This is a genomic window from Arthrobacter sp. SRS-W-1-2016, from assembly GCF_002009585.1.
Classification (GTDB): domain Bacteria; phylum Actinomycetota; class Actinomycetes; order Actinomycetales; family Micrococcaceae; genus Arthrobacter; species Arthrobacter bambusae_A.
Genome location: NZ_MTPV01000040.1, coordinates 24,054 through 51,028 on the forward strand (window position 1 = coordinate 24,054; position 26,975 = coordinate 51,028).

Below are 26,975 nucleotides of genomic sequence, written 5' to 3' on the forward strand. Positions count from 1 at the left end.
AGCCGCGCCTAGCGGCTGAGCATGTCCAGCGTTGCTCCCGCGAACGTCGACGCCGAGGAACTCCAGCGCCCCAGCAGGCCCTGGAGGTTCTCGCCGTCGGCCCGGTGAGCGGTGGTCTCGGACTCGAGGGTGGCGAGGATGCCGGTCCGGAGCTCGGTGTTGAAGTTCACCTTGCCCACCCGCATGAACGTGGCCTTGACGAGGTCCGCAGCGGGGATGCCCGACGCGCCGTGGAGCACAAGCGGAAGCTCCGTGCGCGAGGCAATGGCCTCCAGCACGTCCCAGTGCAGCTTGGGCTCGCCGGTGTAACGGCCATGAGCATTTCCGACAGCCACGGCCAGCAACTGTGCGCCGGTGCGCGAGACGAATTCCTGCACCTGGCCGGGATCCGTCAGGCCTGCGGGTGGACGCCTGCCGAGGCACCGAAAGCCTTGTCTTCGTCACCGGCAAGCCCGCCAAGTTCGGCCTCAATCACGACGTCGGAGGCACCTTGAGCGTCCAGTGCGGCGCGGACTCTGCGGACCAGGGCGATGTTCTCCTCAAAGGGGAGGGACGAGCCGTCGGCGAGGACGGCATCGGCACCGGCGGCCACGGAATTACGGATGACGTCCAGGTCCGAGGCGTGGTCCAACTGGACCGAGACCGGCACGCTGGCGTCGTCGGCCAAGGCTCGCAGGGCGGTGATGAGCCGCAAGCCGAACGGGGCGGCCGCTGTCTTCGGCGCGACCAGCAAGATGATGCCGCGGCCTGACTCCTCGGCTGCAGCCACCACAGCCAGTGCAGTGGTGAAGTCGTAGCAGGTGAAGGCCGGGACCGCTGTCCCTCGCTCCAGTGCGGAGCCTACAAGATCGTCAAGGCGTACACGCATCAGTGGGCCAGGCCTCCCACCAGGATCCAGGCGACATAGCTGAGCAGGAAGCCGGCGATGCCGAGGATGGTCGTGAGCACGGTCCAGGTCTTGAGCCCGTCGGACACCGTGAGGCCGTAGTAGCGCACTACCACCCAGAAACCGGCGTCGGTCACGTGCGACAGGCCCAGTCCGCCGAAGCCGATCGCGATCACGATCACGGCGATCTGCGCCGGCGTGTAACCGCCGTGCGCCACGGCAGCCGAGAGCAGGCCGGTGGTGGTGACGATGGCAACCGTGGCCGAACCCTGGGCGGCGCGCAAGGCCAGGGAGATGATGAAACCGAGCAGGATGATCGGTACGCCCAGGGAGTCCAGCGTCTGGGACAGCGCGGCCCCGATGCCGGAGACCTGCAGGACGCCGCCGAACACGCCGCCGGCAGCCACCACCATCAGGATGGAGGCGATGGGAGGCAACGCGCCTTCGAAGATCTCGCCGGTTTCCTTGAGCGACCACTGGCGGCGGACTGCCAGCAGGAAGAAAGCGAGCGCAACGGCCACCAACAAGGCGAAGAACGGGTTGCCCACGAAAGATGCGACCCCGTACCAGTAGTCCTTCTTGTTGATCAGGAGGGTACCGGCTGTGCCGAGCAGGATCTGGACGATCGGGGCGGCGATGAGGAACATGATCAGGCCCGGACGCGGCGGGGCGACTGCGCTGGCACCGGGACCGTCGTGGCCCACCCGCACGAGGGAATCGGAGCCGAATTCTTCAATCTGGTCACGGACGCCCGGAAGCAATTCGTAGTCCTTGCGGTTCATGATGCTGGCGACCCAGTAGGACAGGAAACCCAGCGGTACGCAGATGATCAGTGAAATCATCGCGATGAGTCCGATGTCGGCACCCATGACGCCTGCCCCGGCAACAATGCCCGGGTGGGGAGGAACCGCGACGTGGATGGAGAGCATGATGCCGGCCATGGGAAGGCCGAACTTGATGGGGTGCAGCTTGGCGATCTTCGCGAAGGCGTAGACGATCGGCACCAGGACGATGATGCCTACTTCGAAGAACACCGGAATGGCAACGAGGAAGCCGACGGCGGTCAGGGCTACGGCGACCCGCTTGGCGCCGAGCTTCGCGGTGAAGTGGTTGGCCAGCGATTGGACGCCTCCCGACACCTCGATCATGCGGCCCAATACGGCGCCGAGGGCAATCAGCAATGCGACCTTGCCCATGGTTCCGCCCACACCGTTGGCCACCACGGTGAAGACGTCCGCCAAGGGGATCTGCGCGGCGACGGCAACCAGGACGCTCACGGCCAGCAATGCCACGAAGGCCTGGATCTTGAAGCGGATGATCATCAACAGCAAGAGTGCGACGCCGGCAACGGCGATGGTCAGCAGCAGCGGGGTCCCAAGGTCCACGGCCGGCTTGATGGCAGGGGCATCAGCTGCCCGGACCGCCAAGGTATTGATGAAGGGATTCATCGGGGGTGTCTCCTTTGACAATGCCGGCCTCGACTCGAGTCCGGCAAGAGAGGCGACGAGGGCGGCGGGGGACCGCCGTCGTCGCACGTTGTTCGAGGGGTTAGTTGGTACGCCTGGTGGGCGCGACGACCTTGATGACGGCGGAGTCGTCGGCGGCGGCGAGGCCCTGGGCCTGGCCGAGGAGGTAGAGCTGTTCGGCAGCGGCGGCAACCGGTGCGGCCAGCCCGGCGGCGCGCGTGGCCTTGCCGACGATGCCCATGTCCTTGACGAAGATGTCCAAACGGCTGAGGACCTCGGCGCCTTCCTCGTTGTATGCCTCGAGGATGCGGGGGCCGCGGTTGGACAGCATGAACGAGCCGGCCGCACCTGCCTCCAGGGCCGCGAGGGTCTTCGCCTGGTCCAGTCCGAGGGCGTCCGCGAGTGCCATGGCCTCGGCGGCAGCGGCGATGTGCACGCCGCACAGCAGCTGGTTGACAGTCTTGAGTGCCTGGCCGTCGCCGGGCTTGTCCCCCACGATGCTTAGCGTGGAGGCCAACAGTTCCAGCGCGGGTCGGGCCATTTCCTGGGCAGCCGGCGTTGCGCCTACCACGATCAGGAGGTCGCCTTCCCCCGCACGCTTGGGGCCGCCGGAGAGCGGTGCGTCGACGAGTTCGACGCCGTATTCGGCCAGGCGCGCAACCGTGGCCGGAATGGCTTCGGTGCCGACCGTACTGCCGAGGATCACGACAGCGCCCGGCTTCAGTACCGAGGCAACGCCGTTCTCGCCGAAGAGAACCTCGTTGAGTTGTTCGCCGTTGCGCACGGCAAGGAGCAGGGCGTCGGCGCCTTCCGAAGCTTCACGGGCCGAAGCGAAGGTGCGGATCCCGGCGTCGGCGGCGAGCTTCAGACGCGGTTCGGCGATGTCGAAGCCGTGGACGGTGAGCCGGGTTGCCAGGCGGGTAGCCATCGGCAGGCCCATGGCGCCCAAGCCGAGGACGGCGACGGTGTAGTTGCTGGTCATGATGTTCTCCATTGAATGCGGGGGTCAGAAGGTGCTGCTGAGTTTGCGGGTTACTTGCGCCAGGGATTCGTCGTCGCCCACATTGCCGGCGAAGACGACGTACGGGATGCCCTTCGCGGGTCCGTCCACCGGTTCCCACAGCGAGACGATGCCGGGCAGCATCGGGCCGCGGACAATCGCGTGGCGGATTTCCAGGCCGTGCGCGGCCACGTCCGAGGACGTGATGCCGCCCTTGGCGATGACGAAGCGCGGCGGGAAGGTCTTGAGCGTCCGGTTCACGATCGCGACGACGGCGGCAGAGACGGTGCGGGCAATCTTCAGGCTCGCGGCGGCGTCCTCGGTCTTGATGAGCAGGCGGCTTGTGTGGAGGATGACGTCGCCCGCGTGGAGGGCGTGGACGACGGCGGCGACCATTTCGTCGAGGTAGGCTTCCGCGCCGCTAGCGAGAAGCGTCTCGACGTCGATCTCGATGATCCGGGCAGCGCTGTGCCGGGCGGTCAGGACGTTGAGCTGGCGCGTGGTGAGGCCGACGTGAGAGCCAACGACGATCAAGCCACCGGTTGTCGATGGAGTGTTGCCTTCGTAGGCTTCCTCGCCGCTGAGTGCCTCGCGGATTTCCTGACCGATCCGGCCTCGGACGAAGGGCGGCCCTACGCGGTAGAGCAGCTTCTTGCCGCGGCGCCCGGCCTCTTCCAGCCCGAGGGCCAGCGCGCGGAGGTCATTCTCGGTGACGATGTCAGCGACAATTGGCGCGGAGTTCGCGGCGGGCTCGATTGCGTCGGCGATTGCCTTGGCGGAGAGCTCGGGATCTCCGCCGGATCCATTAGCGGCAGCTGCACCGGCCCGGATGATGTTCAGGTCGAGGACGATCACGTCCCCGGCCGGGAAGCGGCCCTGCGACTTTTCCTCCACATATTTGGCCATCTCCGAGTTGGCGAATCCGAAGCTCGCATCCTTGGCGAACTCGGTCTCGGCAACCGGGGTGAGCTTGCCGGCGTCGTGCCCGGTACCGCGCATGTAGTGCACACCGCCAATGGTGACGCGACCGGCGTCGGGAAACGCCGGGACCATTACGACGCCGTCGGTCGCTTCGCCGGTCACGTCGGCAATCGTGGCTGCAATGACGTCCGGTTCCAGCGGGTAGTGGCCGCGGAGGGTGGAGTCGGAGCGGCTGACGAACCCCAGGCGCACATCGTCGCCAGCTGCGGCAAGGGCGTTGCGCACGATTTCCTCGTTGCGGGCAGCGGCCTCAACCGGGTCCAGGCTGCGCGTGTTGGTCAGCACGTAGACCGCGGGCTGGGACCGGCTCTCCACAATGTGAGCGAACGCCCATTCGAAATCGACAACCTCCCAGCGGGTGAGTACCGGCAAGTTGGCCACTGACTGGGTGCCGGTGGGGTCGTCGTCGAGTACTACCAGGACGCGGGGCGAGGCTGCGGAAGACGCTGCTACGGCGTCGGCAACCAGCTGCGCGGGGATCTGGACTTCGGCCGGGAAGGCGGCCAGAACATCGGCTTCAAGGGTCACTATGCACTCCATCGTGGTTTTGAAGGTAAATGTAAGATGTCAGACATCTAATATTTGAATGCTAGTGTGACACACCCCCTTTCGGCTGTGCAAGTGTCAGTCGTCACTATGCTTGGCGCATGCTTCAAGAGCCTCCCGCCGCCGCGGCACTGCACGTGGACATGCGCATTCCAACGGCCGCCGCCAGCACGGATTTTCGGCCCGAGCCTCCCGTTCTCTTGCTGCACGGCTGGGCCTCGACATCCGGCTATTGGGAGGCACTAGCCACCGAATTGCTCGACGCCGGACGAAGCGTCTGGATCGTCGATCTACCCGGGTATCACCCAGGAGACGTATTACCTCCGGGCTTCCGGTGGACCCTGGAATCAGCGGCCGATTCTGTCGCTGCCGTTGCTGCCCGGAACGCCTCGCCGGTCCACATTGCGGGCCACTCGATGGGCGGAAGCGTGGCGCTGACTCTAGCGGCCGCGTATCCGGAGCTCGTGGCCAGCGTGGCCTTGATCGGTATGGTCCCGGCCCCGCCAAACGAAGACTTCAAATCGATGCTCGAATCCCAACTACGGCAAGGTTTCGTTGACGGCGCGACGCGCGCCAAGTGCATGAAGGCCTGGTTCAGGGCGCTGTCCCCGGAGGACCATCGTTTGTTGAGCCAAGGATTTGACCTACCTTTCGAGGTCCTTGGCCCGAGCGGCCTCGCGGCGATGGCCGGCGTGGCCGCAGATGTCCCCGAAAGGGTGACTGCGCCGACGCTGGTGATTGCCGGCGTCGGGGACCGATTACGTTCGCTGGACCAAGCGGAAGCTTTCGTGGCGGCCAGTCCGCTACGGAGGCTCGCGGCAGTCCCCGACGCCGGACATAGCGTGCATTGGGAGCAACCGCGCGCTTGCGCCCTGGCGCTCGGCGCGTTTTGGAACGAAAGCCGGCAACCGCCAGCGTAAGATGTCAGACATCTAGGAACGGAGCACCATGGCACGCAAGTCGCTGGTCGGCGTCGTCGCTGACGAGCTGCTGGACCGCATCGTCGCGGGCGAATTTCCGCCGGGCACGGTGGTTCCCGGCGAACTCGAACTGAGCGCCAAGCATGAAGTCAGCCGCATGACTGTCCGCGAGGCCATGAAGACGCTCGAGGCCCAGCGAATCCTCAGCGTGGAGCGCGGCCGGGGAACATTCGTCAACCCGCTCAACCGCTGGGCGTCCCTCGAAGCCGTGTTGCGTGCGGCGTCGGAAGGCAAGAACGACGCAGCAGCGTCCGTCCAGCTCATCGAGCTGCGCCGCATGCTCGAGACCGGCGCCTGCGAACTCGCCGCGTCACGGATCTCCCCCGAGGAAATCGACCAACTGCAGGTTCACGTGTCCGCCATGCAGAAGGCCCATGATTCGAATGATGTGGGCGCGTTCGTCGAGGCGGACCTGGGCTTCCACGATGTCATCCTCCATGCTTCCGGCAACGTCTTCGTGGCCGTGCTTTTCGAACCTTTGCACCGCGTCCTGGAAGCCCGGCGAACCCAGACGTCGCAAATCCCGGATATCCAGCGGCACGCGATCGGACATCACCGGGCCATCCTGAAGGCCCTCGAAGCCGGAGACTCGCCCCGAGCCCGGGAAGCCATGGACGCACATATGCAGCAGACCCTCGACGACCTCAGGACGTACGTCCTGGAGGCTTAGGCCGGCGACCCCCTGGGACGCTCGCTCACATATCCGGGCCATTTCCCGGACGCCCGCTCACCTATCAACGGTTGTGGGTGGACCCCCGCTCACCTATACGGGTCAATTCCCGAACGCCCGCTCCCATGTACCGGCCATTTCCACGGACGCTCGCTCAGATCAGGTGAGCGAGCGTTACGCCGAAAGGCCTCATAGGTGAGCGAGCGTTTGGCCATCCGGCACCATAGGTGAGCGAGCGTCCGCGGAAAGGGCCCCATAGGTGAGCGAGCGTCGGGAGGGGACGGCGCCACCCCTAGTCCCCCGGCCCCGCGTCCGCTAGTCTGCTTTCACGGCCTGCCAGGCCCGCAGTTCAGGCATCAAGGACGATCATGAGGAGCAAGAATGGCTGACCACACATATAGCGTTTCCGAAATTGTTGGAACCTCGTCCGAGGGCGTCGACGCCGCCATCAGGAACGGAATCGCGGCTGCGAGCCAGACCCTCCGGAACCTCGACTGGTTCGAGGTCAAGGAAATCCGCGGCCACCTCAGCGAGGGCGCCGTTGCCGACTGGCAGGTAACCATCAAGCTCGGCTTCCGCCTCGAACGCTAGAAACCTCGAGCGTTAAGCCGCACGCAACCCTCAACAAACGACGATGGCCGTCAGCCTTTCTGTGGAAAGGCTGACGGCCATCGGTTGCGAGGCTGGACTCACCCGCGGGTCCAGACTTGGACGGGGTCACCGCCACAGAGGAGTCGCCGGCCACGGCCGGCAAAATCGATCCATAGGAATTCGTGGTCGGAAGAAACTTCGTCCACAAGGCCGGCGTCGAAACCCCATTTGTCCTCGTGGATCCAGACGGTTTCGCCGCGGCTGAGTTCCGACCATTTCGACGGCGGCAGGCGCAGTGCCGCTCCCACGGGCCGTTGCGCCGACGTCGTGAAGTGGCTTGGGCCCCAAGCGCCCAAGGTTTCGGGGCTCATCGGGACTCGGCGACCAAGTACTGGCGGTGCCACACCGTTGCCGCACCGTTGTGGGCCGGGAAGACGTGGCCTTCGAAGAACGTGTGCACCACATGGGGTTCACCTTCGGGGCTCCACTGGCCGGATGCCGGGCAATGCGAGCCCGTGGATCCCGCGGACCCGGTGGTTGCCCGCTCCCTCAGCAGCGCGATGCGTTTCATCGTTGAATTCCATCCTTGATATGCGAAAAGGTCTGGATTCAGCGTAAACGCGATTCAAAAGCCGCCCAATGGGCACATAGACAAAATCACACCAATTCACTATGCAGCAGCACAGTGACGTGGAGCACTTTTGACTGAACCCGTTCAGCTCTCGTCCATAGCGTGGCGTTCGGACAGCTCCGCGCTCGTCGTCGTTCCCGCACCAAACGCCGTTCCAGCACCGAAACTGCCCAGCAACTTCAGGGCATCGTCCGACGGCGAACCCGCCTTCGCGGAGTAGACCCGCAAGACCTGGTCCGGGTCCTCCGGCAGGGCCAGGTTCTCGAAGTTCAGTTCCAGGTCCCCCACCGTGGGGTGGTGCAGGCGGACCGTGCCAGCCGAACGTGCCGCGACTCGATGCCCTGCCCACCATTGACGGAAATGTTCGCTGTTCACGGCCAGTTCGCCTACGAGCTGGTTGGCTTGGGGGTCGTCGGGGTGCCGCCCGGTATCCGCCCGCAGGGAACCGGCGGCTTCTGCGGCGACCGTCTTCCAGTCCCGGAACAGTTCGCGTGCGTGGGGGTCCAGGATCAGCCACCGCGTGAGGTTCCGCTCAGCGGGCGGCATGGACGGGAAGTCGGCAAACAACAGGACTGCCATGCGATTGGCTCCGAGCACGTCGCTGCGCCGACCAAGCAAAAGCGCCGGAACGTCGCCCACGGCGTCCAGAAGTTGGCGCAAGGCCGGCCGCACCCGTGGTGCGGGAGTCGGCACCTTGGCAGTCGACGCGCAGTGCTCCAGCAGGTCCATCATGTGGGTGTGCTCGCTTGAATCCAGGCGAAGTGCCCTCGACACCGATTCAAGGACTGCCCGGGACGGATGAATGTGGCGTCCCTGTTCGAGCCGCGTGTAGTAGTCCGTGCTGACGTCGGCCAAGCGCGCAATCTCTTCCCTGCGCAGCCCGGGAACCCGGCGCGCGCCGGACGCTTCCGGCAACCCTGCATCCTCCGGCGACATCCGGGCACGCATGGCTTTGAGGAACTTTCCAAACTCGGCGCTTTGACCCATGTCCCTATTCTTCCTTCCGGAGGGCCCTGTTTCTACGGCCAAGGTAGGACTGCGAGTCCTAGGAAAAACAGGGGGCGTCAAAACTACTGCTTGTTGTGCCGAAACTGCATAGGCTCGAAAAAGCCAGCCAGGCAATCCACCCACCAGCGACGAAAGGGCCGGACATGTCCAACGCTCAGAATTCCACCGTTCCCGGGCTCGTCCTGAATAACTCGGTCACCATCCCCCAGCTCGGCTTCGGCGTCTTCCAGGTCCCGCCTGCCGAGACCCAGAAGGCCGTCGAGGACGCCCTTGAAGCCGGGTACCGGCACATCGACACCGCCGCGGCCTACCGGAACGAAGCCGGCGTCGGCGCGGCAATCAAGGCTTCGGGCATCGCCCGGGAAGAACTCTTCATCACCACCAAACTCCGCAATGGCGAGCAAGGCCGTGCCGCGGCGGCATTCAACCACAGCCGCCGCGAACTCGGCCTCGACGTCATCGACCTCTACCTGATCCACTGGCCCGTGCCGTCCCAGGGCCTGTTCGTGGACGCGTGGAAGGCCCTGGAAAAGATCCATGCCGACGGCGGCGCCCGGGCAATCGGCGTGTCCAACTTCCTGCCCGAACACCTCGATACTCTCCTGGCATCGGCAGACGTCGTTCCCGCCGTCAACCAGATCGAACTGCACCCGACCTTCCAACAGCGGGAACTGGCCGCGAAGAGCCGCTCCTACGGAATCGCCGTCGAGGCCTACAGCCCGCTGGGGCAGGGAGCAGACCTTGGGTCGGCAACAGTCACCGAGCTTGCCGAAGCGCACGATGCCACCCCGGCCCAGATCGTGCTGGCCTGGCACCTCGGAACGGGCAACATCGTCATTCCCAAGTCCGTCCACCCGGAACGGATCCGCCAGAACCTCGCGGCGGCGGCGCTGCAGCTTTCCCCCGAGGAATTGGCGGCCATCAGCGCGCTCGACGGCGGTGCCCGCCTCGGCGCCGACCCCGCCGTCGCGTCCTTCAGCCAGATGTAAACCCACCACAGCGTAAGGAAACCTAAACCATGCAGTACACCCACTTGGGCCGCTCAGGCCTCAGCGTCTCCCGCCTGTGCCTCGGAACCATGAACTTCGGCCCTCAGACCGAGGAATCGGCAGCGCACTCCATCATGGATTCCGCGCTGGACTCCGGCATCAACTTTTTCGACACCGCCAACGTCTACGGCGGCACGCAGCACCGGGGATGGACCGAGGAAATCCTGGGCCGCTGGTTCGCCAAGGGCGGCGAGCGCCGCGAGCGCGTCGTCCTGGCCACCAAGCTCTACGGAACCATGACGGACCGCCCCAACGAGTCCAAGCTCTCCGCCCTCAACATCCGGCGCGCCTTGGACGCAAGCCTCAAGCGCCTTCAGACGGACTACATCGACGTCTACCAGTTCCATCACGTGGACCGGAACACGCCGTGGGACGAGATCTGGCAGGCCATCGAGGTTGCTGTGCAGCAGGGCAAGATCCTGTACTCCGGAAGCAGCAACTTCGCTGGCTGGCATATCGCCCAGGCCCAGGAGGCTGCCGCACGGCGCAGCTACAACGGACTCGTGAGCGAGCAGTCGATCTACAACCTGCTCACGCGGAACGTCGAACTGGAAGTCATCCCGGCCGCCCAGCAATACGGCCTCGGGTTGATCCCGTGGTCGCCTCTACACGGCGGCCTTCTGGGCGGCGTGCTGAAGAAGGAGCGCGACGGCGTCCGTCGCCTTGAGGGCCGCGCGGCCGAAACGCTGAAGAAGCACGAAGACCAGATCCGCCAGTACGAGGACTTCGCCGACGATCTCGGCCAGGAACCCGGCGACGTCGGCTTGGCCTGGTTGCTGCACCAACCGGCCGTGACCGCACCGATCGTGGGTCCACGTACGCAAGAGCAACTGGATGCCGCCATCAGGGCTTTGGATGTCACCCTCGACGCCGATGCCCTCAAGCGGCTCGACGACATCTTCCCGGGCCACCGGACGGCGCCCGAGGACTACGCGTGGTGACGTCGGCACCGTTGCGCCTGCTGTTCATCGGCGGGACCGGGACCATCAGCGCGGCGGCGGCGGAGCGCGCCGTCGCGCTGGGCCACCGGCTCACCATTCTCAATCGCGGACTGAGCTCGGAACGGCCGGCTCCCCCGGGCACGGAACTGCTCCAGGCAGATATCCGCAACCCCGCCGAGGTGGCGGAGGTGCTGAGCGGCCGCGAGTTCGACGTCGTCGCGGACTTCATCTCCTTCACGCCGGACCATGTGGCCACCGCCGTGGAGTTGTTCCGCGGCCGGACCGGCCAGTACGTGTTCATCAGTTCAGCGTCGGCCTACCAGAAGCCGCCCGCACACTTGCCGATCCTCGAGTCGACCCCGCTCAGGAACCCGTTCTGGAAGTACTCGCAGGACAAGATCGCCTGCGAAGACCTGCTCGTCCGGGCCTACCGCGACGAGGGATTCCCCGTCACCATCGTTCGGCCCTCGCACACTTATGACCGCACGCGGATCGCCCTTCTGGGCGGCTGGACGGACATCCATCGGATGCGGGAAGGCCTACCTGTGGTAGTCCACGGCGACGGTACCTCGCTGTGGACCCTCACCCATGCGGATGACTTCGCTGTCGCTTTCGTTGGTCTCCTTGGCCGGCCGCAGGCTGTGGGTGAAAGCTATACCATTACCTCGGACGAGGCACTCCCATGGGACCAGGTCTACCGGCTCTTCGCCACCGCGGCAGGGGCGCCGGAACCCGAACTGGTGCACATCGCCTCGGATACCATTGCCGCGCACTCCCCGGAGCTTGGCCCCGGGCTTCTCGGGGACAGGTCGCATTCCGTGGTCTTCGACAACACCAAGATCAAGACCTTGGTGCCCTGGTATCGGGCAGAAATTCCCTTCGCCGCGGGCGCACGGGAGATCGTCCGGTGGCATGATGAACATCCAGGCATCAAGCACGTGGACCAGGACTTCATGAAACTCAGCGATCAACTGGTCCAATGGGCGCGGAGGCAGATCTAGCAACCGAAAGGACAGGACCATGGCACTTGCTCCGACCGTCAGGCTCAATGACGGTAATGCCATCCCGCAGATCGGCCTCGGAACCTGGCCGCTCGACGACGCCCAGGTCGCCACGGCGGTGGTGTCCGCCGTCGAGCTTGGCTACCGGCACGTCGACACGGCGTACCGCTACGGTAACGAGGCCGGCGTCGGGCAGGGCGTGCGGGACTGCGGCCTCCCGCGCGAGGAACTGTTCATCACCACCAAACTGGACGGCACGCATCAAGGCCGCGATCGCGCCGTCGAGGGGCTCGAGGGATCCCTCAAACGGCTCGGACTGGACTACGTGGACCTCTTGTTGATCCATTGGCCGCTCCCCCAACGGAATGAATTCGTGTCCACTTGGGAGACTTTCGAGCGGCTCCAGGCTGAGGGGAAGGTGCGATCGATCGGCGTGTCCAACTTCAAGCCCTCGCACCTCGAGCGGCTTCTCGAGGAAACATCGGTGGTGCCCGCCGTCAACCAAATCCAGATCTCGCCGTCCATTACCCGGATCAACGAGCGGGCATTCAATGGCAGCCATGGCATCGCCACGGAATCGTATAGTCCGTTGGGCGCCGGCCGCGATCTCCTGAACGCCCCGGTCTTGTCCGCAATCGGGAAAAAACACGGAAAGACGCCGGGTCAGGTGGTGCTGCGCTGGCACGTCCAGGAAGGGCTCGTGGCCATCCCGAAGTCCTCCAATCCGCTGCGCATGAAGGAAAACCTGGACGTTTTCGACTTCGCTTTGGATCACGACGATCTGTCCGCGATCGCTACTTTGGACGCGGGTGCCGATGCCGGAGTCGACTCGGACGTACAGGGACACTGAGGACGGCATGGCAGAGGACATCGACGGAACGCTCATCTGGGCAGGCGCTTACACCGCGGACAGCAGCGGGAACGGAACGGGCATTGGGGCGGTTTCGGCCCGGGAAGGTGGCAACCTGAGTTGGCTGGGCACCGCCGTCGACGCACCGTCGCCGTCGTTCCTTGCCGTTCACCCCACGCTGCCGGTGGTCTACGCGGTAGCCGAAGCAGCCGAGACGGTCCGGGCGTACCGGCGGACCGGGCCGTTCGGCCTTGAGCCTTTGGGCGACGCTTGGCCGGCCGGAGCTGCGGCCTGCCACGTCGCCGTCGACCCTTCCGCCCGTTTCATCGTGGTCAACTGTTGGGGCGACGGCAACGTGCTGCTGTACGGGCTCGACGACGACGGCGGCATCACCTCGCGCTTTGCCTCACCGCCGGCGAAGGACCCGCACGCAGGCGTCGACGGCGGGATCGACATCGCCACGGGCGGTCCCCGGGTGAGCCGCGCCCACGCAAGCCTCATGCTCGAGGACGGCCGGATCATGACCACCGATCTCGGATTCGACCTTGTGCGCGTGTGGAACTACTTCCCGGACAGCGGCCTGCTCCCAGACCACCAGGTGGCCCTCCCCATGGGCAGCGGTCCGCGGCACTTGGTCCAGCACCCCTCTGCCGACGCCGTGTTCGTCCTGACCGAATATTCCATCGAGGTCGCAGTGCTCTTGCCCGGCGGGGATGGTCGCTTTGCGCTCCACCATCGCGGTCCTGCGACGGCGGGTGGAGCCGCGGACGGCGACGCAGCCGCGGAAATCGCACTGTCCCCGGACAATCGCTTCGTCTACACGGGCATCCGCGGCTCGAACCGGATCTCGGTACTCGCCGTCGAAGGCAGCGGAACCCGGCTCCGGCCCGTGGCGGACGTGCCCAGTGGTGGTGACTGGCCCCGACACCACCTGGTCCGCGACGGCTGGCTCCACGTGGCACACGAGCGATCCAACCAAGTCACAACCTTGGCTTTGGACCGTGCCACGGGCATCCCGGGCGAAGTCCTCGAGCAGCTGAGCGTAGGTTCACCCACTGCTTTGGTCCCGGCTCTGTAGCTGGCTCGTCCAGACGTGAGATCTCGGCGTTTTCGCGACCCGAAAGAGGCGAGATCTCACGCCTCGACGCGTTGCCTAACCCCGTACAGCCTCGTCCACGGCGGCCAGCAGGGAGTTGAACCGCGGGTTGGCATCAAGGTCATCAATCAGTACCGCGCGGCCGTGGTCGTCGGCCAGCGGCACTTGCCAGTTGGGGTAGACCTCCGACGTCGTTCCCGGCTGGTTCTGCACGCGCCTCTCGCCCACGGCATCCACCAACGCAACGCCCAACAGGACTGAGGGCGCGAGGGCCAGCAGGCGGTGGAGCGCCTCAATGACTTGCTCTTCGCCAAGCGCTTTTCCGTCGGCCGGCAAGAGGCCCCTTTCCTGCAGCAACCCCATCATCTTGTCCAGGCCGGCCTCGTGCTCGGCCCGTTCCTCGGCCACGCTTCGTTCGAGCAAGCCCAGTTTGCTCCGGAGTTCCACGTGATCGCCGGCGAGGTACCCGGCAGTCGGCGGAAGGTCGTGGGTGTTGACGCTTGCGAGGGCCCTCGTCCGGTAACGTTCGGGCGGGAGGGGCGAGTCGCCGTCGTACTCGAACCAGAGGATCGACGTGCCCAGGATGCCGCGGGCCGCAAGGTAGTCCCGCACCCATGGCTCGAAAACGCCCAAGTCTTCGCCGATGACCACCGCGCCCGCGCGGTGCGCCTCCAAAGCGAGGATGCCGATGAGGGCCTCGTGGTCATAGCGGACGTAGGCGCCGTCGCGGGCGGAGTTGCCGGCGGGCACCCACCACAAACGGAACAGCCCCAGGATGTGGTCCACACGGATTCCGCCGGCATGGCGGAGCACGGTGGAGAGCATCGCGCGCAGCGGCGCGTAGCCCGCCTCAGCCAAGCGGACCGGGTGCCATGGCGGCTGGCTCCAGTTCTGGCCGAGCTGGTTGTACATGTCCGGCGGTGCGCCCACGCTGACACCCGGCGCGAAGCTGCTGCGCAGGGTCCAGGCGTCGGCGCTGCTCAGGTCCGCCCCGACGGCGAGATCGTGCACGACTCCCAACCGCATGCCGGATCGCTTCGCGGCGGCCTGGGCCGACTCGAGTTGCTCATCGCAGATCCACTGGAGCCAACGGTGGAAATCGATCCGATCTGCCAAGGCCTGCCGCATCGCCTCAACCTCGGGCGAGCCAAGGGTGGCCTCGGGTTCCTGCCAGAAGGGGTCGTCCGGCGAGCGGTCCTCGCGGATGGCGCACCAAAGGGCGAAATCGTCCAGGCCCGCACCGGACTCCCGGCAGAACTCCTCGAAGGCGCGCTGCCGGGCAGGAGAAAGCTTGACGGTGTGGAGGAGTTCCAGTGCAGCGAGCTTCGCGGCGAAGATCTGGTCCCGGTCCAGCCGTTCCGCGTCCTTGTTGAGCGCGTGGACGTCATCCAACAACCGGTCCACCGTGGCGCGCTTGCGGGGCTTTACATATGCCAATTCGGGAATTTCTTCAATGCGAATATAAATGGGGTTGAAGAACCGCCTGGTGGACGGAGAATACGGCGACGCTTGTACCGGAGGCACAGGATCCGCGGCGTGCAGCGGATTCACCAGGATGTAGTCGGCACCGCGCGCCCCGGCCAAGGACGCCAGATCAGCCAAGTCCGCGAAGTCCCCGATACCCCATGAGCGCTTCGAGCGCACCGAGTACAGCTGCGTGGCGAGTCCCCATCCGCGCCGTTCCTCCAGCTGTGCTGCCGTCTGCAACCTGGCTGGAACCACGGCCAGCGCGGCGGTGGCCGTCACGCCGTCGGACTCGGCCGTGAGCGAGTGCCAGCCGAGCGGCAACCCGGCGGGCACCTCAAACGTGGCGCGGCCTGTGGGCACTCCATCCACGTCGCGCGAGGGCGCCCAGTCCTCCTGTTGGATGGCGGCGCGTTCCGTTCCGTCCTCGAGCGAGATCGACAGCCGGGCCGGCGAACCGTCGCGGACATGGACGTGCACAGCCGCGGTCGTTCCCTCTTGGACGACGACGGCGGGCGGCAGCATCCGCCGCCACGGCGCCACTTCTGCGTCCACGAGGGCCGCCTCGATCTGCTCGTTGGAATGGGCCGTAACCCCGAGGGCGCCCAGCACTTGAATCAACGTGGTGGGCGAAACGTCGTGTTGCAGCCCATCCCAGCCATGGAACGACGTCCCGACGCCGTGAGCATCCGCGAGCCGGTGAAGCAGGTCCTCGTCAATGGCGGGGTTCATAGCGGTTGGCATCGCCGTGGTGTCGGTGTCCTGCTGGATGGGGGTGTTGGTCATGTCCGCCTCGTCTGCGATGTGATTCGTCCGAACGTGCATACCGCCCCGCGTGCAACTCAAGCGAGGCAACTGGTTCCGATTATTGCAGGGCGGTGCGGGCCGTCCCACTAATTCCGGCAGCATGACGCCCCACCCGCAACCCTCGCTCACCTATACGCCCCCAAACCCAAACCCTCGCTCACATACGTCTGGGCGCATCGTGGTACATGATTGAGCCATGGACGCCATCGACGCGCTCAACGAAACCGCCTTCTGGCTGGAACGGGAACTCGCGGACAGCTTCAAGGTCCAGGCGTTCCGGCGCGCTGCGGGCATCATCGCCGGACTGAGCCGGGAGGAACTTACTGCCCGACTCATGGATGGCCGCCTCAAGCGAACCAAGGGAATCGGCAGCCGCACCTTCGAAGTCATCAGCCAGGCCTTGAGCGGCGCCGTTCCGGACTACCTTGAGAACCTCCGCCGCCGAGGGGCCGAACCTTTGGTCGACGGCGGACATGAACTGCACGCCAAGCTGAGGGGCGATTTGCATAGCCACAGCAACTGGTCGGATGGCGGTTCAGCGATCGAGGCCATGGCCGATGCTGCTCATATTCTCGGACGGGAATATCTCGCCCTGACCGATCACTCACCCAACCTCACGATCGCCAACGGACTCAGCCCCGAGCGTTTGATGGAGCAGCTCACGGTCGTGGATGGAATCAACGAGCGGTACGGCCAGGAGCCTGGGTTTCGGCTATTAACCGGCATCGAAGTGGACATTCTTGAAGACGGCCAGCTGGATCAGTCCGCGGAACTGCTGAGCCAACTCGACGTTGTGGTGGCCAGTGTCCACTCGAAGCTCCGATCAGACAAACGGTCGATGACTCGACGCATGCTCGCCGCCATCGAAAACCCCTATGCGAACGTCCTTGGTCACTGCACCGGCCGCTTGGTCAAAGGATCACGAGGAACACGGCCCCCATCGGGGTTCGACGCAGAAAAAATATTCGCGTCGTGCGCGGAACACTCAGTCGCCGTCGAGATCAACTCGAGGCCCGAACGCCAGGACCCGCCGGACGAATTGATTCGTATTGCCCTCGACGCCGGCTGCCTTTTCAGCATCGACAGTGACGCGCATGCCCCGGGCCAGCTCGATTTCCTGCAATACGGTGCCGAGCGCGCGGAAGCCAACGGCGTACCCAGCGATCGCATCGTTACGACGTGGCCGTTGGATCGGCTTCTGGAGTGGCTCCAGCCCAAGCCATAGCCCGCCGTCGCCGCCAACTATTTAATGCCCGACGGCGACTTCCGCACCCAGTGCCGACCCCCGCCGTCGACCTCCGGCGATACAACTGCAGGAGGGTTGAAAAAATAGCCCCACAAGAGAGCGAGCGTCGTCGATTTTCCCGCCATAAGTGAGCGAGCGTCATCAGAATTCGGGTTACAAGTGAGCGGGCGTCGTCAGGACTTCCCACGGAGCGCCGCGCGGACCCGGAACCGCACGGCTGCGACCGCCCATACGACGACGAACAGCCCAATCAGCATCAGCCCGGCGTCCCCCAGGTCTATTTCGCCCAACCACGTGGTGACCGGATCGCGCAGCCCGAAGGCCGCGTTGAGGAAACCACCCAGCGTGATGGCCGAGATGAAGAGCGCCGAGAAGGCCGAGATGCCAGTGATGATCGCGTTGAATCCAAGCTTGCGCCGGGGATCGTTGATAGCCGACTTGTACATACGCATCATGGCCACTCCGTTGACGGAATCGCAGAGGGTCATTGCAGCGGTGAAAGCCAGCGGTAGTGCCAGGAGGGCGAGCACGGACACTCCCGCAAGCGAGGCCGCAGTCGTAAGCACCAGCAGCCCGATGGTGGTGGCGGTGTCGAATCCGAGGCCGAACAAGAACCCGATCACGTAGATGTTCCGCGGACGCTGGACCTTGGACAGCGGCTTGGCCAGGAGGCGCGCGATGAACCCTTTGGTTTCGAGGTCGTCGACGGCGATCGCGCCACCGGCCTGGGCGGCGCGGTACAACTGCATCGTACGAAGGAACGCAGACCCGTTGAAGATACCCATGGCCAGCAGGAAGATGCCAGAGACGCCGCTGCCGATCAGCCCCAGCACGAGGTGTCCGGTGGTGCCGTCCTCCATGAGCTGGCCCACGAGGCTGGCGCCGCCGACCACCATTACACCGGCCAGGATCACCACGGAGCTGTGGCCCAGGCTGAAGGCAAAGCCGACGCTTACTGGGTCCTTGCGTTGCGCCACGAATTTTCGCGTGGAATTGTCGATCGCGGCGATGTGGTCCCAGTCGTAGCTGTGCTTGATGCCGGCCACATAGGCCGTCAGCACGAGGCCCAGCGCCAGCGGCTGCCCGCCACCGGCGCCACCCACCAACAGGAGCACGACGGCGGCAAGGTGCAGGAGGACGACGGAGCCGAACATGAACGCGAGGCGCGATTTCATCGGGAGATGCTCACGCCGGCGGTACATCGAGGCAAGTTCCGCGAGTGACGTCATCAGTACTTCCTGAGGTTCAGCGGGGCCCTGCCGTACCAGCGTTCGCGCAAGAGGCCGGTACAGGCGCCCAGCAATCGATTCAGTTCCTCGGTGCTGTTCGAGAGGGACCGCAGGACCAGGCCCGTTGTGCCCGCGAGGCTTCGACTCAGGGACAAGCCGGAGTACGCGTCGTACCCTGCCGTCAGCCGGTGCAGTTCATCGGCGAGCGCCTGATCAACCCGCGGATCCACCACAACGAGCGAACCCAGGTGGCTGTACCCCTCCATGAAGCCCAACCCGGTCACATCGCCCAGGGGCGGCCGGATCAGGAGGTTGTCGAGCGCGAGCAGCTCCGCGCCGTCGTCGCCCTCCACCTGGATCTCGTTCCGGAGGCGCAGTTCCCGGTACTTGAAAGAAGCACCGTCCGGCGACCAGCCCGGAGTGATGACTTCCGCCATGATCAGGCTCGACGTCGGATGCACAGTGATGCGCGTATTCTGCCGATAACTGGCCTCCCGGTAGGCGATGAGCTGGTCCGGAGCCAACTCCAGCTCCGCCCCCTCCCCCAGCCGGATTGTCATCCGCTGCTCGGCAAACGATTCCGGCGTCCGATAGATCTTCGTGGCCGACTGCGTCGTCAAGAGCAGAGAAGCCCCATCCTCGACCTCGACATCCACAACATAGAGATCCGCCCCCAAATACGCCCCGCCCGGATTGACCATGACATAACAAACCTGTCCCGACCCATCCAAGTAATGCGGCCTCAACACCCGCAAGGCACCCCGATGAAACTGCTGCACGGCCACGGAACGACCAGCACGTTTCCCTATGACGAGCGCAAGGCGACCCATCTCGGGCCGATCAGCGGACGCGGCCGCAGGCGCAGGCCCGGGCGCAGGCCCAGGGGAGATGAGAGCGTTCGCGAGTGTGCTCATTGGGCCAGGTCGAGCATCAGGACATCGTGCCGCATCCATGCGATGACCTTGTCGAGCCCTTCGTCGGTCTTCAGGTTGGTGAAGCAGAACGGCTTGTCGCCGCGGAATTCCTTGGAGTCCCGCTCCATCACTGACAGGTCTGCGCCCACGAACGGGGCGAGGTCGGTCTTGTTGATGATGAAGAGGTCCGACTTGATCATGCCTTGGCCGGCTTTGCGGGGGATTTTTTCGCCCTGTGCGACGTCGATGATGTAGATCGAGAAGTCCACGAGTTCGGGGCTGAACGTTGCGGAAAGGTTGTCGCCGCCGGATTCGACGAAGATGACCTGCAGGTCCGGGTGGCGTTTCTTGAGTTCCTCGATGGCGGCCGTGTTCATGGAGGTGTCTTCGCGGATGGCGGTGTGCGGGCAGCCGCCGGTTTCGACGCCAATGATGCGGTCCTCGGGCAGGATGCCGTTGGCCGCGAGGATTTTGGCGTCTTCGATCGTGTAGATGTCGTTGGTGATGGCGGCCATGGAGATTTCCCGGCTCATGTGGCGGGTCAGGCGCTCCACGAGCTGCGTTTTGCCGGCACCTACCGGGCCGCCGATGCCGATCTTGATGGGTTCAGACATGTGTCCTCCTTTGGTTCTAGCTCATGAACATGCGTGCACGTTGCCATTCGTGCCGCATCTGCGAAATTTCCAGGCCGGGGCTGACGGCTCCGAAGTCGTCCCAGCCGAGCTGCCGGACATGTTCGACGGCGGCAGCGACGACGTCGTGCGCTTCGCGCAGCAGCCGCTGCCCGGAGTTCTGGCCGAGCGGGATGGCGCGCACGGCGTTCTGGGTCATGGAGGTGACCGCCGCGAAAAGGTACCCGGCCAGCGCTTCTTCGAACGGCACGCCCAGCGAGCGCGCGACGACGGCGAACGCCAGCGGCTGATGGCCGGCGGCCCGGCCCGTGGTCACCAGAGTCCGGTACGCCTCCAGCTCGGCCGACGGAAAGACTTCGGTCCCGATCTCGATCAGCCGCCCGCCCATTTTGGTACTGGCCTCCCGCAACTGCCGAGGCAAGAGCTGGGCGCTCAAATGAGCATCCAACTCCCCCACACTCACCCCTTCATAAAGGAACCGAAAGCCCAAACCATCGGAATAAGTCAACTGCTGCCCCACAAACGCAGCCAGCCAGGTGCCGAACGAGGCTTCGTCGTGAACCAACCCGCGGTCAATATACGTCTCGAATCCAAGAGAATGCGCAAACGCCCCAGTAGGCAACGCGGAGTCAGTGAGCTGCTGCAACGCAAGCTGATAAGAAGTCATGCCACCCCCTCAAGGCGAGACGACAAAGCAGCCGACCGAACGCGTCGGCGAACGGACTCAGTGCGTGTGTTCAGCATGGCGGAAAGGCACCGGCATGACGCGTTCCTGGCGGTCGTAAGGCACACCGACGTGCTTGAGGTAGTCCTCGACCGTGTGGTCGTACTGGCACACCATGACTTCGGCCCCGTACTCGGAAGACCCGTCGAAGAACTGGGCCTGGAGGTGCCGGTTGCCGAGGGAGTGCGCCACTACGCCCATTTCGTGGATGCTGCGGGCGGCGATGACCAGGACGTCGCTCGGCAGCACGGACACCACGATCAGGTTCGCGTCCTCGACAACGAGGATGTCGCCGTCGCGCAGGTCGCCGGATCCGGCCGGGAGGCGGATGCCGAGCTCTTTCCCGTGGTCCGTGGTGACGCGCTGGATGCGTTTGACCAGTTGGGCGCTGGGTAGGACGACCTTCTCCTTGTGGTGGCCGGCGTACTGTTCGGGGTCGGGCAGTTCGTGCAGGTTGCCGAGGATCTTTTCGATGATCATGTGTTTCTCCTCGGGCGATCTAGAAAAGGAAGTAGCGCTGGGCCATGGGCAGCACGTCGGAAGGCTCACAGGTGACGTCTTCGCCGTCGACCGTCACTTTGTAGGTTTCGGGGTCGACGGCGATATCGGGCGTCTCGCCGTTGAACTTCAGGTCCGCTTTGCGCAAGTTCCGGATGCCGGACACCGGGCGGATGACGCGTTCAAGGCCAAGCTCTTCCGGTACACCGGCATCGATGGCGGCCTTCGACAGGAAGGTGATGGAGGACTGCTGCAACGCCTTGCCGTGGGTGGCGAACATCGGGCGCATGGTGCGTGGCTGCGGGGTGGGGATGGAGCCGTTGGAATCGCCCATGAGGGCGTAGGCAATCTGGCCGCCTTTGAGGACCAGTTCCGGCTTCACTCCGAAGAACGCGGGATTCCAGAGGACGAGGTCGGCGAACTTGCCCACTTCCACGGAGCCGATGGAGTCCGCCATGCCCTGCGCGATGGCGGGGTTGATGGTGTATTTGGAGATGTAGCGCTTGATCCTGAAGTTGTCGCTTTCCCCGCCAAGGCCGTTTGCAGCGCCGTGGTTTGCACCTGACGGATCCTTGAGCACACCCCGCTGCCGCTTCATGGCGTCGGCCACTTGCCACGTGCGGATGACGACTTCGCCCACGCGGCCCATAGCCTGGGAATCCGAGGACGTCATGGCGAAGATGCCCAAGTCCTGGAGCACGTCTTCGGCGGCGATGGTTTCGGCCCGGATGCGGGAATCGGCGAACGCCACGTCTTCCGGGATGTCCGGGTTGAGGTGGTGGCACACCATGAGCATGTCCAAGTGCTCTTCGATGGTGTTGCGCGTGTACGGGAGCGTGGGGTTGGTGGACGCCGGGAGCACGTTGGGCAATCCGGCGATCTTGATGATGTCCGGGGCGTGCCCACCGCCCGCGCCTTCCGTGTGGAAAGTGTGGATCACGCGGCCGTCGATGGCCTTGATGGTGTCCTCCACGAATCCGCACTCGTTAAGGGTGTCCGTGTGGATGGCTACCTGGACGTCGTATTCGTCGGCTACGCGCAGGGACATGTCGATCGACGACGTCGTGGCGCCCCAGTCCTCATGGACTTTGAGGCCCACTGCTCCTGCGCGGATCTGTTCGGCGAGCGGCTCGATGGCGGACGCGTGGCCCTTGCCGAAGAGGCCGATATTGATCGGCAGCCCTTCCGCGGCTTGCAGCATCCGTGAAATGTGCCATTTGCCAGGCGTGATGGTGGTCGCCTTGGTGCCTTCTGCGGGCCCCGTGCCGCCGCCCACCATGGTGGTGATGCCGCTGCACAGGGCCGTGGGGACCTGGTCCGGGGAAATGTAGTGGATGTGGGTGTCGACGCCGCCTGCGGTGAGGATCTTGCCCTCTCCGGCGATCATCTCGGTGCTGGCCCCGATCACGATGTCCACACCGTCGGCGATCTGGGGGTTGCCGGCCTTGCCGATCTTGAAGATGTGGCCGTCTTTGAGCGCCACGTCGGCCTTGTAGATTCCCGTGTAGTCGAGGACCACGACGTTCGAAATGACGGTGTCCGGGACGTCCTCATCCCGGGTCGCTTGGCCGTTCTGCCCCATGCCGTCGCGGACCACCTTGCCTCCGCCGAACATGACCTCTTCGCCGTAGACCGTGTAGTCCTTCTCGATCTCAAGGAAAAGCTCGGTGTCCGCCAAGCGGATGGAATCGCCCGTCGTCGGGCCGTAGAGGTCTGCGTACTGCTTGCGCGAAATTTCGAAGCTCATTGGGCTGTCCCTTCGTTGCTGGCCCCGGGCCCTTCGGTGGCGGCAGACCCCCCGGTGGAAGCGGCAGCGCCGCCGTCGTTCTTTCCGGCGTCCGCATCAAGGGGACCATTGACGGCGTTCCGCAGTCCGTAGACTTCGCGGCTGCCCGCAAGGGCCACGAGTCTGACGGTCTTGGTATCGCCTGGTTCGAAGCGCGCGGCCGTTCCCGCGGGGATGTCCAGGCGGCGGCCATAGGCGGCTTCGCGGTCGAAATCGAGCGCGGGGTTCGACTCGGCAAAGTGGTAATGCGAACCCACCTGGACGGGGCGGTCGCCACGGTTGACTACTTCGACGGCGATTGCCTCGCGTCCGCTGTTGCAAGCGATGGGCTCCGATTGGAGACGGTATTCACCGGGAATCATGTTGTCCTCCTAGCGGATCGGATCGTGGACGGTGACGAGCTTGGTGCCGTCAGGGAAGGTCGCCTCGATCTGGACATCATGGATCATCTCGGGCACTCCCTCCATGACATCCTCACGGCGAAGCAGGGTGGTCCCGTAACTCATCAGTTCGGCAACGGTCTTGCCGTCCCGGGCGCCCTCGATCAGTTCGTAGCTGATGATCGCCACGGCTTCGGGGAAGTTGAGCTTCAGGCCGCGGGATTGCCGACGGCGGGCGAGGTCGGCCGCGACCACGATCATGAGCTTTTCCTGCTCACGGGGCAAAAGATGCATCGGTTCTCCTTAAAAGTTCTGTGCTGCAGAAGCGGACATCAGATCACTCGAGGCTCAGATAAAGCCGAGGACGTCGGGGCAGCTACTACGGTTATAACGCCAAACGTCAGACATATCCAGTTCGACCTTTCACCATCCCTCCCGAACGAATTGTGACCAGCCTAAAGCCCTGAGGTTTCGGCGGGATTTCCACGCTCCTGCGGCATCAGGCCTTCTTGGCGCGGTGCTTCCTGAGCTGCCACACAAGCAGGATCGCCACTACGATTACTGCCACCACAGCCGCGGCGCCCCGGCCCACCACGCGCGCCACTTCTTCGTACGAATTTCCGGCCACATAGCCGAGCGTCACGAACAAGGACCCCCAGATAATGCCGCCGCTGAAGTTCCAGAACGCGAAGCGCCGGTAGGGCATGCGGCTGAGTCCTGCGAGCGCGGGCATGACGGCACGAAAGAAGGCGGTAAACCTGCCCAGGAGCACCGCCAGGCCGCCTTTGTCTTTGAGGAAGTCTTCGGCCCTCTGCAATTGGGCGCGCCTCTTGTCGAGAATTTTCAGCGCCATCACGCGCGGGCCGAGGTGCTTGCCAATCTCGTAGCCCACGGTGTCTCCCGTGATCGCGGCAGTCACCACAATGAGGATCATGGCCCACAATTCGAAGAGCCCCCGGCTTGCAATCACGCCGCCGACCACCGCTGCCGTTTCACCGGGGATCACAAAGCCCACAAAGATTGCATCCTCAGCGAACACGAGGGCAAAAACGATGCAGGCGATCACGAGCGGGCTGGTATTCAGGAGTCCGTCCAAAAGCGCTTGCATGAAGAACAGTCTGGCAGTTGAAGGCCCACTTGGGCAGGAAGCGTTGGATCCGGCTGCCATTGCTCGTTTCGTGTTGGCCCGTCAAGAATGGTGAGTGTGAACGACAGTTTCGCTGATGTGGCCTCCCGGATGTGGCACGCAATCGGTGCCGATGATGCTGATTGGCCAGCCGCTCGGCTAACGACTACCGGACCGAGGTCGGTTCTCCCGGCGGCGTTCGACGTGACAGGACTCGCGACGGGAGCGGTCGCCGTCGCAACAGTGGCCGCTGATCAGTTCCTCGCAGCCCGCCGCCAGTCAGGCCCGCGAGCGGTGACGATAGACAGTCGGGAGTCGTGCGCGGCGTTCGCCTCCGAGAGGCTGTTCGCCCCGATCGGCTGGACCCGCCCACCGTTGTGGGACCCCATCGCCGGCAACTATCGCGCGGCCGACGCCTGGATCCGGCTGCACACCAACTACGCGAGCCACCGCGCCGCCGTCGAGCGCGTTCTGGGCGCCCATGACCGCGAAACGGTTCAGGCCGCGGTGGCAGGGTTGCGCGCCGAAGAGTTGGAGACGGCGATCGTCGACGCGGGCGGATGTGCCGCCGTCATGCACAACCGCGGGCAATGGCTCGCTTCGGCTCCAGGGATGGCGACGGCGGACGCGCCGCCGATGACCGTCGTCGAGCGCCCCTCGCCGGGCACCGGGATGCCGAACGCCGTCGGGCATCTGCCCTTCGACGGGGTGCGCGTGCTGGATCTGACGCGGGTGATCGCTGGACCGGTATGCACCAAGTTCCTCGCTGGTTACGGTGCCGACGTGCTGCGGATCGACCCGCCAGGCTTTGACGAGGTGCCCTCGTTGCTGCCTGAGACGACGCTCGGCAAACGTACCGCCGCTTTGGATCTCACTGCCCCAAGTGACCGCTCGACGTTTGAGGAACTGCTCGCGGGTGCCGATGTGCTCGTGTCGGGACTGCGGGCCGACGCCCTGAAACGCCTGGGTTACGACGACAAGGCGCTGGCCGCCGTGAACCCCGGCCTGATCATCGCCAGCCTGGACGCGTACGGCTGGGATGGCCCTTGGCGCAACCGCCGCGGCTTCGACAGCTTGGTCCAGATGAGCTGCGGGATCGCTAACGACGGAGCGACGGCCACGGGCGAAGCGGAGCCGAACCCCCTTCCCGTTCAAGCGCTCGACCACGCGACCGGCTGGCTATTGGGTGCGGCCGTTGCCCATGCCCTGACCCGGCGGCTCACCCACTCGATGACCGCCCGCATCCGGGGCTCACTCATAGGCACGGCAAACCTGCTGTACTCGCTGACCCCGCCGGACGACCACCTGGCCGTAGCTACGCCGACAGACTTCACCCTGGCCGAAACCACCACTCACTGGGGGCCGGCGCAACGCGTACCTCTCCCCGGTCGCATCGACGGCATCCCCGCGCGGTGGTCGCAGCAAGCCGGACCGCTCGGCCGCCACCCTGCGGTGTGGGCCACGCCGTAGTTTCGCCTGGCACAAGCAAACCCCCGGAACCGAGCGGTTCCGGGGGTTTTTGGGTGGGCCCTGTGGGGATCGAACCCACGACCCACGGATTAAAAGTCCGATGCTCTACCAACTGAGCTAAAGGCCCCTGCCGACTGTAGAAACAGCCATAAATACTGTACCTCAAGCTCAAGGCCGTTTTGACACGGGCAGCACCTGCGCCGTCCTGACGTCTTTTGACCCAAACCCCGACGACGACACAGCCCACAACGGCGTGTCGCGGTGCCCACGGATTCAAAGAAGGTCAGGAAGGAACGCCCCAGTCAAGAGTGCACGAGCGAAAACACAGGAGTAGCGTTGGGGCATGAGCGAACAATCGGGACCTCCTGTGTACGGCGGAGCAAATAGGCACCACAAGCCGAAACCCTTCGCGCCGGTTGACTTCGAGCCTTTTGCCGGTGGAGCGGACCCCGCGCGTGTGTCCGAAGCCGCGCACCTTGCCGCCCAGGCCCTTGTGCGCCGAGGCAGGGACAGTGACGATCCAAAGATCACCAGGCGCCTCGTGAAGCTCGCCGATGAGCAAGGCCTTGAAGCCATCGCCGAAATGTGGGCCGAAAGTCCCGCCCGGTCCTTGCCAGGCGCCTTGTGGCGGCTCTATGCGTTGCGCGCGGCCACCATGCAGAACTCCGAGCGCATTTCCGTGTACTTCAAAGCAGGCCGGGACACCGCCCAGGTGTCGCACGTTGTGGCGGGGGCTGCCGAGCCGCCGGGAGCCGACGAGATGAAGCAGATGGCGGATGCCATCCTTTCGGGAGCGTTCGACGGCGATTTCGACGTCGCGCTGGAACGCTCAGCCGCGTTTTGCCGCGTCGTCGCGCTCGGCCAAGCCACCTTGGCGGACAGCGCCGAGCATTCCAACGAAGGCCACGCAAGCAAGCTGACCCGGAACTCCCACCAGCTTGTGAAGACCGCCGAAGATCTGGAGCACGCGGCCAATGCATGGCGCCTCGGAGAGCTGGACTGA

At 64.9% G+C, this 26,975-nt stretch carries 27 protein-coding genes, 1 tRNA gene and 1 pseudogene; 11 read left to right on the plus strand and 18 right to left on the minus strand.

What is annotated here, in order from left to right; all coding sequences use genetic code 11:
- Positions 1–8: 8 nt before the first annotated feature.
- The 4 genes and pseudogenes from BMF89_RS09890 to BMF89_RS09905 all read right to left on the minus strand — a co-directional run bounded on the left by BMF89_RS09890 (position 9) and on the right by BMF89_RS09905 (position 4,861).
- Positions 9–868, minus strand: a pseudogene (locus tag BMF89_RS09890) (class II fructose-bisphosphate aldolase).
- Positions 868–2,334, minus strand: a complete 1,467-nt coding sequence (locus BMF89_RS09895) for a GntP family transporter (RefSeq protein ID WP_078106922.1) — start codon at positions 2,332–2,334, stop codon at positions 868–870. The pseudogene BMF89_RS09890 and the gene BMF89_RS09895 overlap by 1 nt, the downstream one beginning before the upstream one ends.
- 100 nt (positions 2,335–2,434) lie before the next feature.
- Positions 2,435–3,334, minus strand: coding sequence for an NAD(P)-dependent oxidoreductase (locus tag BMF89_RS09900; RefSeq protein WP_078106923.1), 900 nt, complete (start codon positions 3,332–3,334; stop codon positions 2,435–2,437).
- 24 nt (positions 3,335–3,358) lie between these two features.
- The gene (locus BMF89_RS09905) at positions 3,359–4,861 is read right to left on the minus strand and encodes a four-carbon acid sugar kinase family protein (RefSeq protein WP_078106924.1); all 1,503 of its coding nucleotides are present in this window, start codon (positions 4,859–4,861) and stop codon (positions 3,359–3,361) included.
- A gap of 119 nt (positions 4,862–4,980) precedes the next feature.
- Here BMF89_RS09905 and BMF89_RS09910 point away from each other — a divergent pair, with 119 nt between their 5' ends.
- The 3 genes from BMF89_RS09910 (at position 4,981) to BMF89_RS09920 (ending at position 7,120) form a co-directional block, all read left to right on the plus strand.
- Complete coding sequence (locus tag BMF89_RS09910; protein WP_078106925.1) at positions 4,981–5,799, plus strand: alpha/beta hydrolase; 819 nt, start codon at positions 4,981–4,983, stop codon at positions 5,797–5,799.
- A gap of 28 nt (positions 5,800–5,827) precedes the next feature.
- The gene (locus tag BMF89_RS09915; protein ID WP_078106926.1) at positions 5,828–6,529 is read left to right on the plus strand and encodes a FadR/GntR family transcriptional regulator; all 702 of its coding nucleotides are present in this window, start codon (positions 5,828–5,830) and stop codon (positions 6,527–6,529) included.
- Between the two features lie 381 nt (positions 6,530–6,910).
- A complete protein-coding gene (locus tag BMF89_RS09920; RefSeq protein WP_059388369.1) occupies positions 6,911–7,120 on the plus strand; it encodes a dodecin in 210 nt (69 codons plus the stop codon).
- 98 nt (positions 7,121–7,218) lie between these two features.
- Here BMF89_RS09920 and BMF89_RS09925 read toward each other — a convergent pair whose 3' ends face one another.
- The 3 genes from BMF89_RS09925 to BMF89_RS09935 form a co-directional block, all read right to left on the minus strand.
- Positions 7,219–7,491 carry a hypothetical protein gene (locus tag BMF89_RS09925; RefSeq protein WP_078106927.1) on the minus strand — a complete coding sequence of 91 codons (273 nt, stop codon included), beginning with the start codon at positions 7,489–7,491 and terminating at the stop codon, positions 7,219–7,221.
- Positions 7,488–7,691, minus strand: a complete 204-nt coding sequence (locus tag BMF89_RS09930) for a hypothetical protein (RefSeq protein ID WP_078106928.1) — start codon at positions 7,689–7,691, stop codon at positions 7,488–7,490. The genes BMF89_RS09925 and BMF89_RS09930 overlap by 4 nt, the downstream gene beginning before the upstream one ends.
- Before the next feature lie 144 nt (positions 7,692–7,835).
- Entirely contained in the window at positions 7,836–8,738 is a 903-nt protein-coding gene (locus BMF89_RS09935) for a helix-turn-helix transcriptional regulator (protein WP_078106929.1), read from the minus strand.
- Positions 8,739–8,902: 164 nt separating this feature from the next.
- Between BMF89_RS09935 and BMF89_RS09940 the strand changes: the two genes are divergently transcribed.
- Genes BMF89_RS09940 through BMF89_RS09960 form a run of 5 tightly spaced genes read left to right on the plus strand, consistent with a single transcriptional unit; the run spans position 8,903 to position 13,678 of the window.
- Complete coding sequence (locus BMF89_RS09940; protein ID WP_078106930.1) at positions 8,903–9,748, plus strand: aldo/keto reductase; 846 nt, start codon at positions 8,903–8,905, stop codon at positions 9,746–9,748.
- A gap of 29 nt (positions 9,749–9,777) precedes the next feature.
- Positions 9,778–10,749 carry an aldo/keto reductase gene (locus BMF89_RS09945; RefSeq protein ID WP_078106931.1) on the plus strand — a complete coding sequence of 324 codons (972 nt, stop codon included), beginning with the start codon at positions 9,778–9,780 and terminating at the stop codon, positions 10,747–10,749.
- Positions 10,743–11,750, plus strand: a complete 1,008-nt coding sequence (locus BMF89_RS09950) for an SDR family oxidoreductase (protein WP_078106932.1) — start codon at positions 10,743–10,745, stop codon at positions 11,748–11,750. The genes BMF89_RS09945 and BMF89_RS09950 overlap by 7 nt, the downstream gene beginning before the upstream one ends.
- Before the next feature lie 19 nt (positions 11,751–11,769).
- Positions 11,770–12,600, plus strand: coding sequence for an aldo/keto reductase (locus BMF89_RS09955; RefSeq protein ID WP_078106933.1), 831 nt, complete (start codon positions 11,770–11,772; stop codon positions 12,598–12,600).
- 7 nt (positions 12,601–12,607) lie between these two features.
- Positions 12,608–13,678, plus strand: coding sequence for a beta-propeller fold lactonase family protein (locus BMF89_RS09960; RefSeq protein WP_171983452.1), 1,071 nt, complete (start codon positions 12,608–12,610; stop codon positions 13,676–13,678).
- Positions 13,679–13,753: 75 nt separating this feature from the next.
- On the opposite strand, the gene malQ is transcribed toward BMF89_RS09960, so the two are convergent.
- Positions 13,754–15,892, minus strand: a complete 2,139-nt coding sequence (gene malQ / locus BMF89_RS09965; RefSeq protein ID WP_253190780.1) for a 4-alpha-glucanotransferase — start codon at positions 15,890–15,892, stop codon at positions 13,754–13,756.
- Between the two features lie 271 nt (positions 15,893–16,163).
- Here malQ and BMF89_RS09970 point away from each other — a divergent pair, with 271 nt between their 5' ends.
- On the plus strand, positions 16,164–17,192 hold the full coding sequence (locus tag BMF89_RS09970; protein ID WP_078106934.1) for a PHP domain-containing protein: 1,029 nt from the start codon (positions 16,164–16,166) through the stop codon (positions 17,190–17,192).
- Between the two features lie 194 nt (positions 17,193–17,386).
- Here BMF89_RS09970 and BMF89_RS09975 read toward each other — a convergent pair whose 3' ends face one another.
- The 9 genes from BMF89_RS09975 to BMF89_RS10015 form a co-directional block, all read right to left on the minus strand.
- Positions 17,387–18,442 (minus strand): nickel transporter, encoded by a 1,056-nt coding sequence (locus BMF89_RS09975; protein WP_078106935.1) that lies wholly within the window; start codon positions 18,440–18,442, stop codon positions 17,387–17,389.
- Positions 18,442–19,272 carry an urease accessory protein UreD gene (locus BMF89_RS09980; protein WP_253190781.1) on the minus strand — a complete coding sequence of 277 codons (831 nt, stop codon included), beginning with the start codon at positions 19,270–19,272 and terminating at the stop codon, positions 18,442–18,444. Before BMF89_RS09980 ends, BMF89_RS09975 begins: the two co-directional genes overlap by 1 nt.
- A gap of 80 nt (positions 19,273–19,352) precedes the next feature.
- Positions 19,353–19,970: an urease accessory protein UreG gene (gene ureG / locus BMF89_RS09985; RefSeq protein ID WP_078106937.1), complete on the minus strand. Its 618-nt coding sequence runs from the start codon at positions 19,968–19,970 to the stop codon at positions 19,353–19,355.
- 16 nt (positions 19,971–19,986) lie between these two features.
- Entirely contained in the window at positions 19,987–20,655 is a 669-nt protein-coding gene (locus BMF89_RS09990) for an urease accessory protein UreF (protein WP_078106938.1), read from the minus strand.
- Between the two features lie 57 nt (positions 20,656–20,712).
- A complete protein-coding gene (gene ureE, locus BMF89_RS09995) occupies positions 20,713–21,192 on the minus strand; it encodes an urease accessory protein UreE (protein WP_078106939.1) in 480 nt (159 codons plus the stop codon).
- 19 nt (positions 21,193–21,211) lie between these two features.
- Positions 21,212–22,957 carry an urease subunit alpha gene (ureC, locus tag BMF89_RS10000; RefSeq protein ID WP_078106940.1) on the minus strand — a complete coding sequence of 582 codons (1,746 nt, stop codon included), beginning with the start codon at positions 22,955–22,957 and terminating at the stop codon, positions 21,212–21,214.
- Entirely contained in the window at positions 22,954–23,358 is a 405-nt protein-coding gene (locus BMF89_RS10005) for an urease subunit beta (RefSeq protein WP_078106941.1), read from the minus strand. Before BMF89_RS10005 ends, ureC begins: the two co-directional genes overlap by 4 nt.
- Before the next feature lie 9 nt (positions 23,359–23,367).
- Positions 23,368–23,670 carry an urease subunit gamma gene (locus BMF89_RS10010; protein ID WP_078106942.1) on the minus strand — a complete coding sequence of 101 codons (303 nt, stop codon included), beginning with the start codon at positions 23,668–23,670 and terminating at the stop codon, positions 23,368–23,370.
- Between the two features lie 205 nt (positions 23,671–23,875).
- Positions 23,876–24,484: a DedA family protein gene (locus tag BMF89_RS10015; protein WP_078106943.1), complete on the minus strand. Its 609-nt coding sequence runs from the start codon at positions 24,482–24,484 to the stop codon at positions 23,876–23,878.
- Between the two features lie 96 nt (positions 24,485–24,580).
- Between BMF89_RS10015 and BMF89_RS10020 the strand changes: the two genes are divergently transcribed.
- Positions 24,581–25,972, plus strand: coding sequence for a CoA transferase (locus BMF89_RS10020; RefSeq protein WP_216353809.1), 1,392 nt, complete (start codon positions 24,581–24,583; stop codon positions 25,970–25,972).
- 54 nt (positions 25,973–26,026) lie between these two features.
- Here BMF89_RS10020 and BMF89_RS10025 read toward each other — a convergent pair.
- Positions 26,027–26,099 (minus strand) — tRNA-Lys (locus tag BMF89_RS10025).
- A 216-nt stretch (positions 26,100–26,315) separates the two neighbouring features.
- Between BMF89_RS10025 and BMF89_RS10030 the strand changes: the two genes are divergently transcribed.
- Positions 26,316–26,975 (plus strand): hypothetical protein, encoded by a 660-nt coding sequence (locus BMF89_RS10030; protein WP_078106945.1) that lies wholly within the window; start codon positions 26,316–26,318, stop codon positions 26,973–26,975.

Coding starts and splice junctions, on each gene's coding strand:
- BMF89_RS09895 (WP_078106922.1), bottom strand. CDS start 2,334: ATGAATCCCTTCATCAATACCTTGGCGGTCCGGGCAGCTGATGCCCCT.
- BMF89_RS09930 (WP_078106928.1), bottom strand. CDS start 7,691: ATGAAACGCATCGCGCTGCTGAGGGAGCGGGCAACCACCGGGTCCGCG.
- BMF89_RS10030 (WP_078106945.1), top strand. CDS start 26,316: ATGAGCGAACAATCGGGACCTCCTGTGTACGGCGGAGCAAATAGGCAC.
- BMF89_RS09910 (WP_078106925.1), top strand. CDS start 4,981: ATGCTTCAAGAGCCTCCCGCCGCCGCGGCACTGCACGTGGACATGCGC.
- BMF89_RS09960 (WP_171983452.1), top strand. CDS start 12,608: ATGGCAGAGGACATCGACGGAACGCTCATCTGGGCAGGCGCTTACACC.
- BMF89_RS09940 (WP_078106930.1), top strand. CDS start 8,903: ATGTCCAACGCTCAGAATTCCACCGTTCCCGGGCTCGTCCTGAATAAC.
- BMF89_RS09935 (WP_078106929.1), bottom strand. CDS start 8,738: ATGGGTCAAAGCGCCGAGTTTGGAAAGTTCCTCAAAGCCATGCGTGCC.
- ureE (WP_078106939.1), bottom strand. CDS start 21,192: ATGATCATCGAAAAGATCCTCGGCAACCTGCACGAACTGCCCGACCCC.
- BMF89_RS10005 (WP_078106941.1), bottom strand. CDS start 23,358: ATGATTCCCGGTGAATACCGTCTCCAATCGGAGCCCATCGCTTGCAAC.
- BMF89_RS09925 (WP_078106927.1), bottom strand. CDS start 7,491: ATGAGCCCCGAAACCTTGGGCGCTTGGGGCCCAAGCCACTTCACGACG.
- BMF89_RS09920 (WP_059388369.1), top strand. CDS start 6,911: ATGGCTGACCACACATATAGCGTTTCCGAAATTGTTGGAACCTCGTCC.
- BMF89_RS09900 (WP_078106923.1), bottom strand. CDS start 3,334: ATGACCAGCAACTACACCGTCGCCGTCCTCGGCTTGGGCGCCATGGGC.
- BMF89_RS09975 (WP_078106935.1), bottom strand. CDS start 18,442: ATGACGTCACTCGCGGAACTTGCCTCGATGTACCGCCGGCGTGAGCAT.
- BMF89_RS09915 (WP_078106926.1), top strand. CDS start 5,828: ATGGCACGCAAGTCGCTGGTCGGCGTCGTCGCTGACGAGCTGCTGGAC.
- BMF89_RS10010 (WP_078106942.1), bottom strand. CDS start 23,670: ATGCATCTTTTGCCCCGTGAGCAGGAAAAGCTCATGATCGTGGTCGCG.
- malQ (WP_253190780.1), bottom strand. CDS start 15,892: ATGAACCCCGCCATTGACGAGGACCTGCTTCACCGGCTCGCGGATGCT.
- BMF89_RS09990 (WP_078106938.1), bottom strand. CDS start 20,655: ATGACTTCTTATCAGCTTGCGTTGCAGCAGCTCACTGACTCCGCGTTG.
- ureG (WP_078106937.1), bottom strand. CDS start 19,970: ATGTCTGAACCCATCAAGATCGGCATCGGCGGCCCGGTAGGTGCCGGC.
- ureC (WP_078106940.1), bottom strand. CDS start 22,957: ATGAGCTTCGAAATTTCGCGCAAGCAGTACGCAGACCTCTACGGCCCG.
- BMF89_RS09955 (WP_078106933.1), top strand. CDS start 11,770: ATGGCACTTGCTCCGACCGTCAGGCTCAATGACGGTAATGCCATCCCG.
- BMF89_RS09970 (WP_078106934.1), top strand. CDS start 16,164: ATGGACGCCATCGACGCGCTCAACGAAACCGCCTTCTGGCTGGAACGG.
- BMF89_RS10015 (WP_078106943.1), bottom strand. CDS start 24,484: ATGCAAGCGCTTTTGGACGGACTCCTGAATACCAGCCCGCTCGTGATC.
- BMF89_RS09945 (WP_078106931.1), top strand. CDS start 9,778: ATGCAGTACACCCACTTGGGCCGCTCAGGCCTCAGCGTCTCCCGCCTG.
- BMF89_RS09980 (WP_253190781.1), bottom strand. CDS start 19,272: ATGGGTCGCCTTGCGCTCGTCATAGGGAAACGTGCTGGTCGTTCCGTG.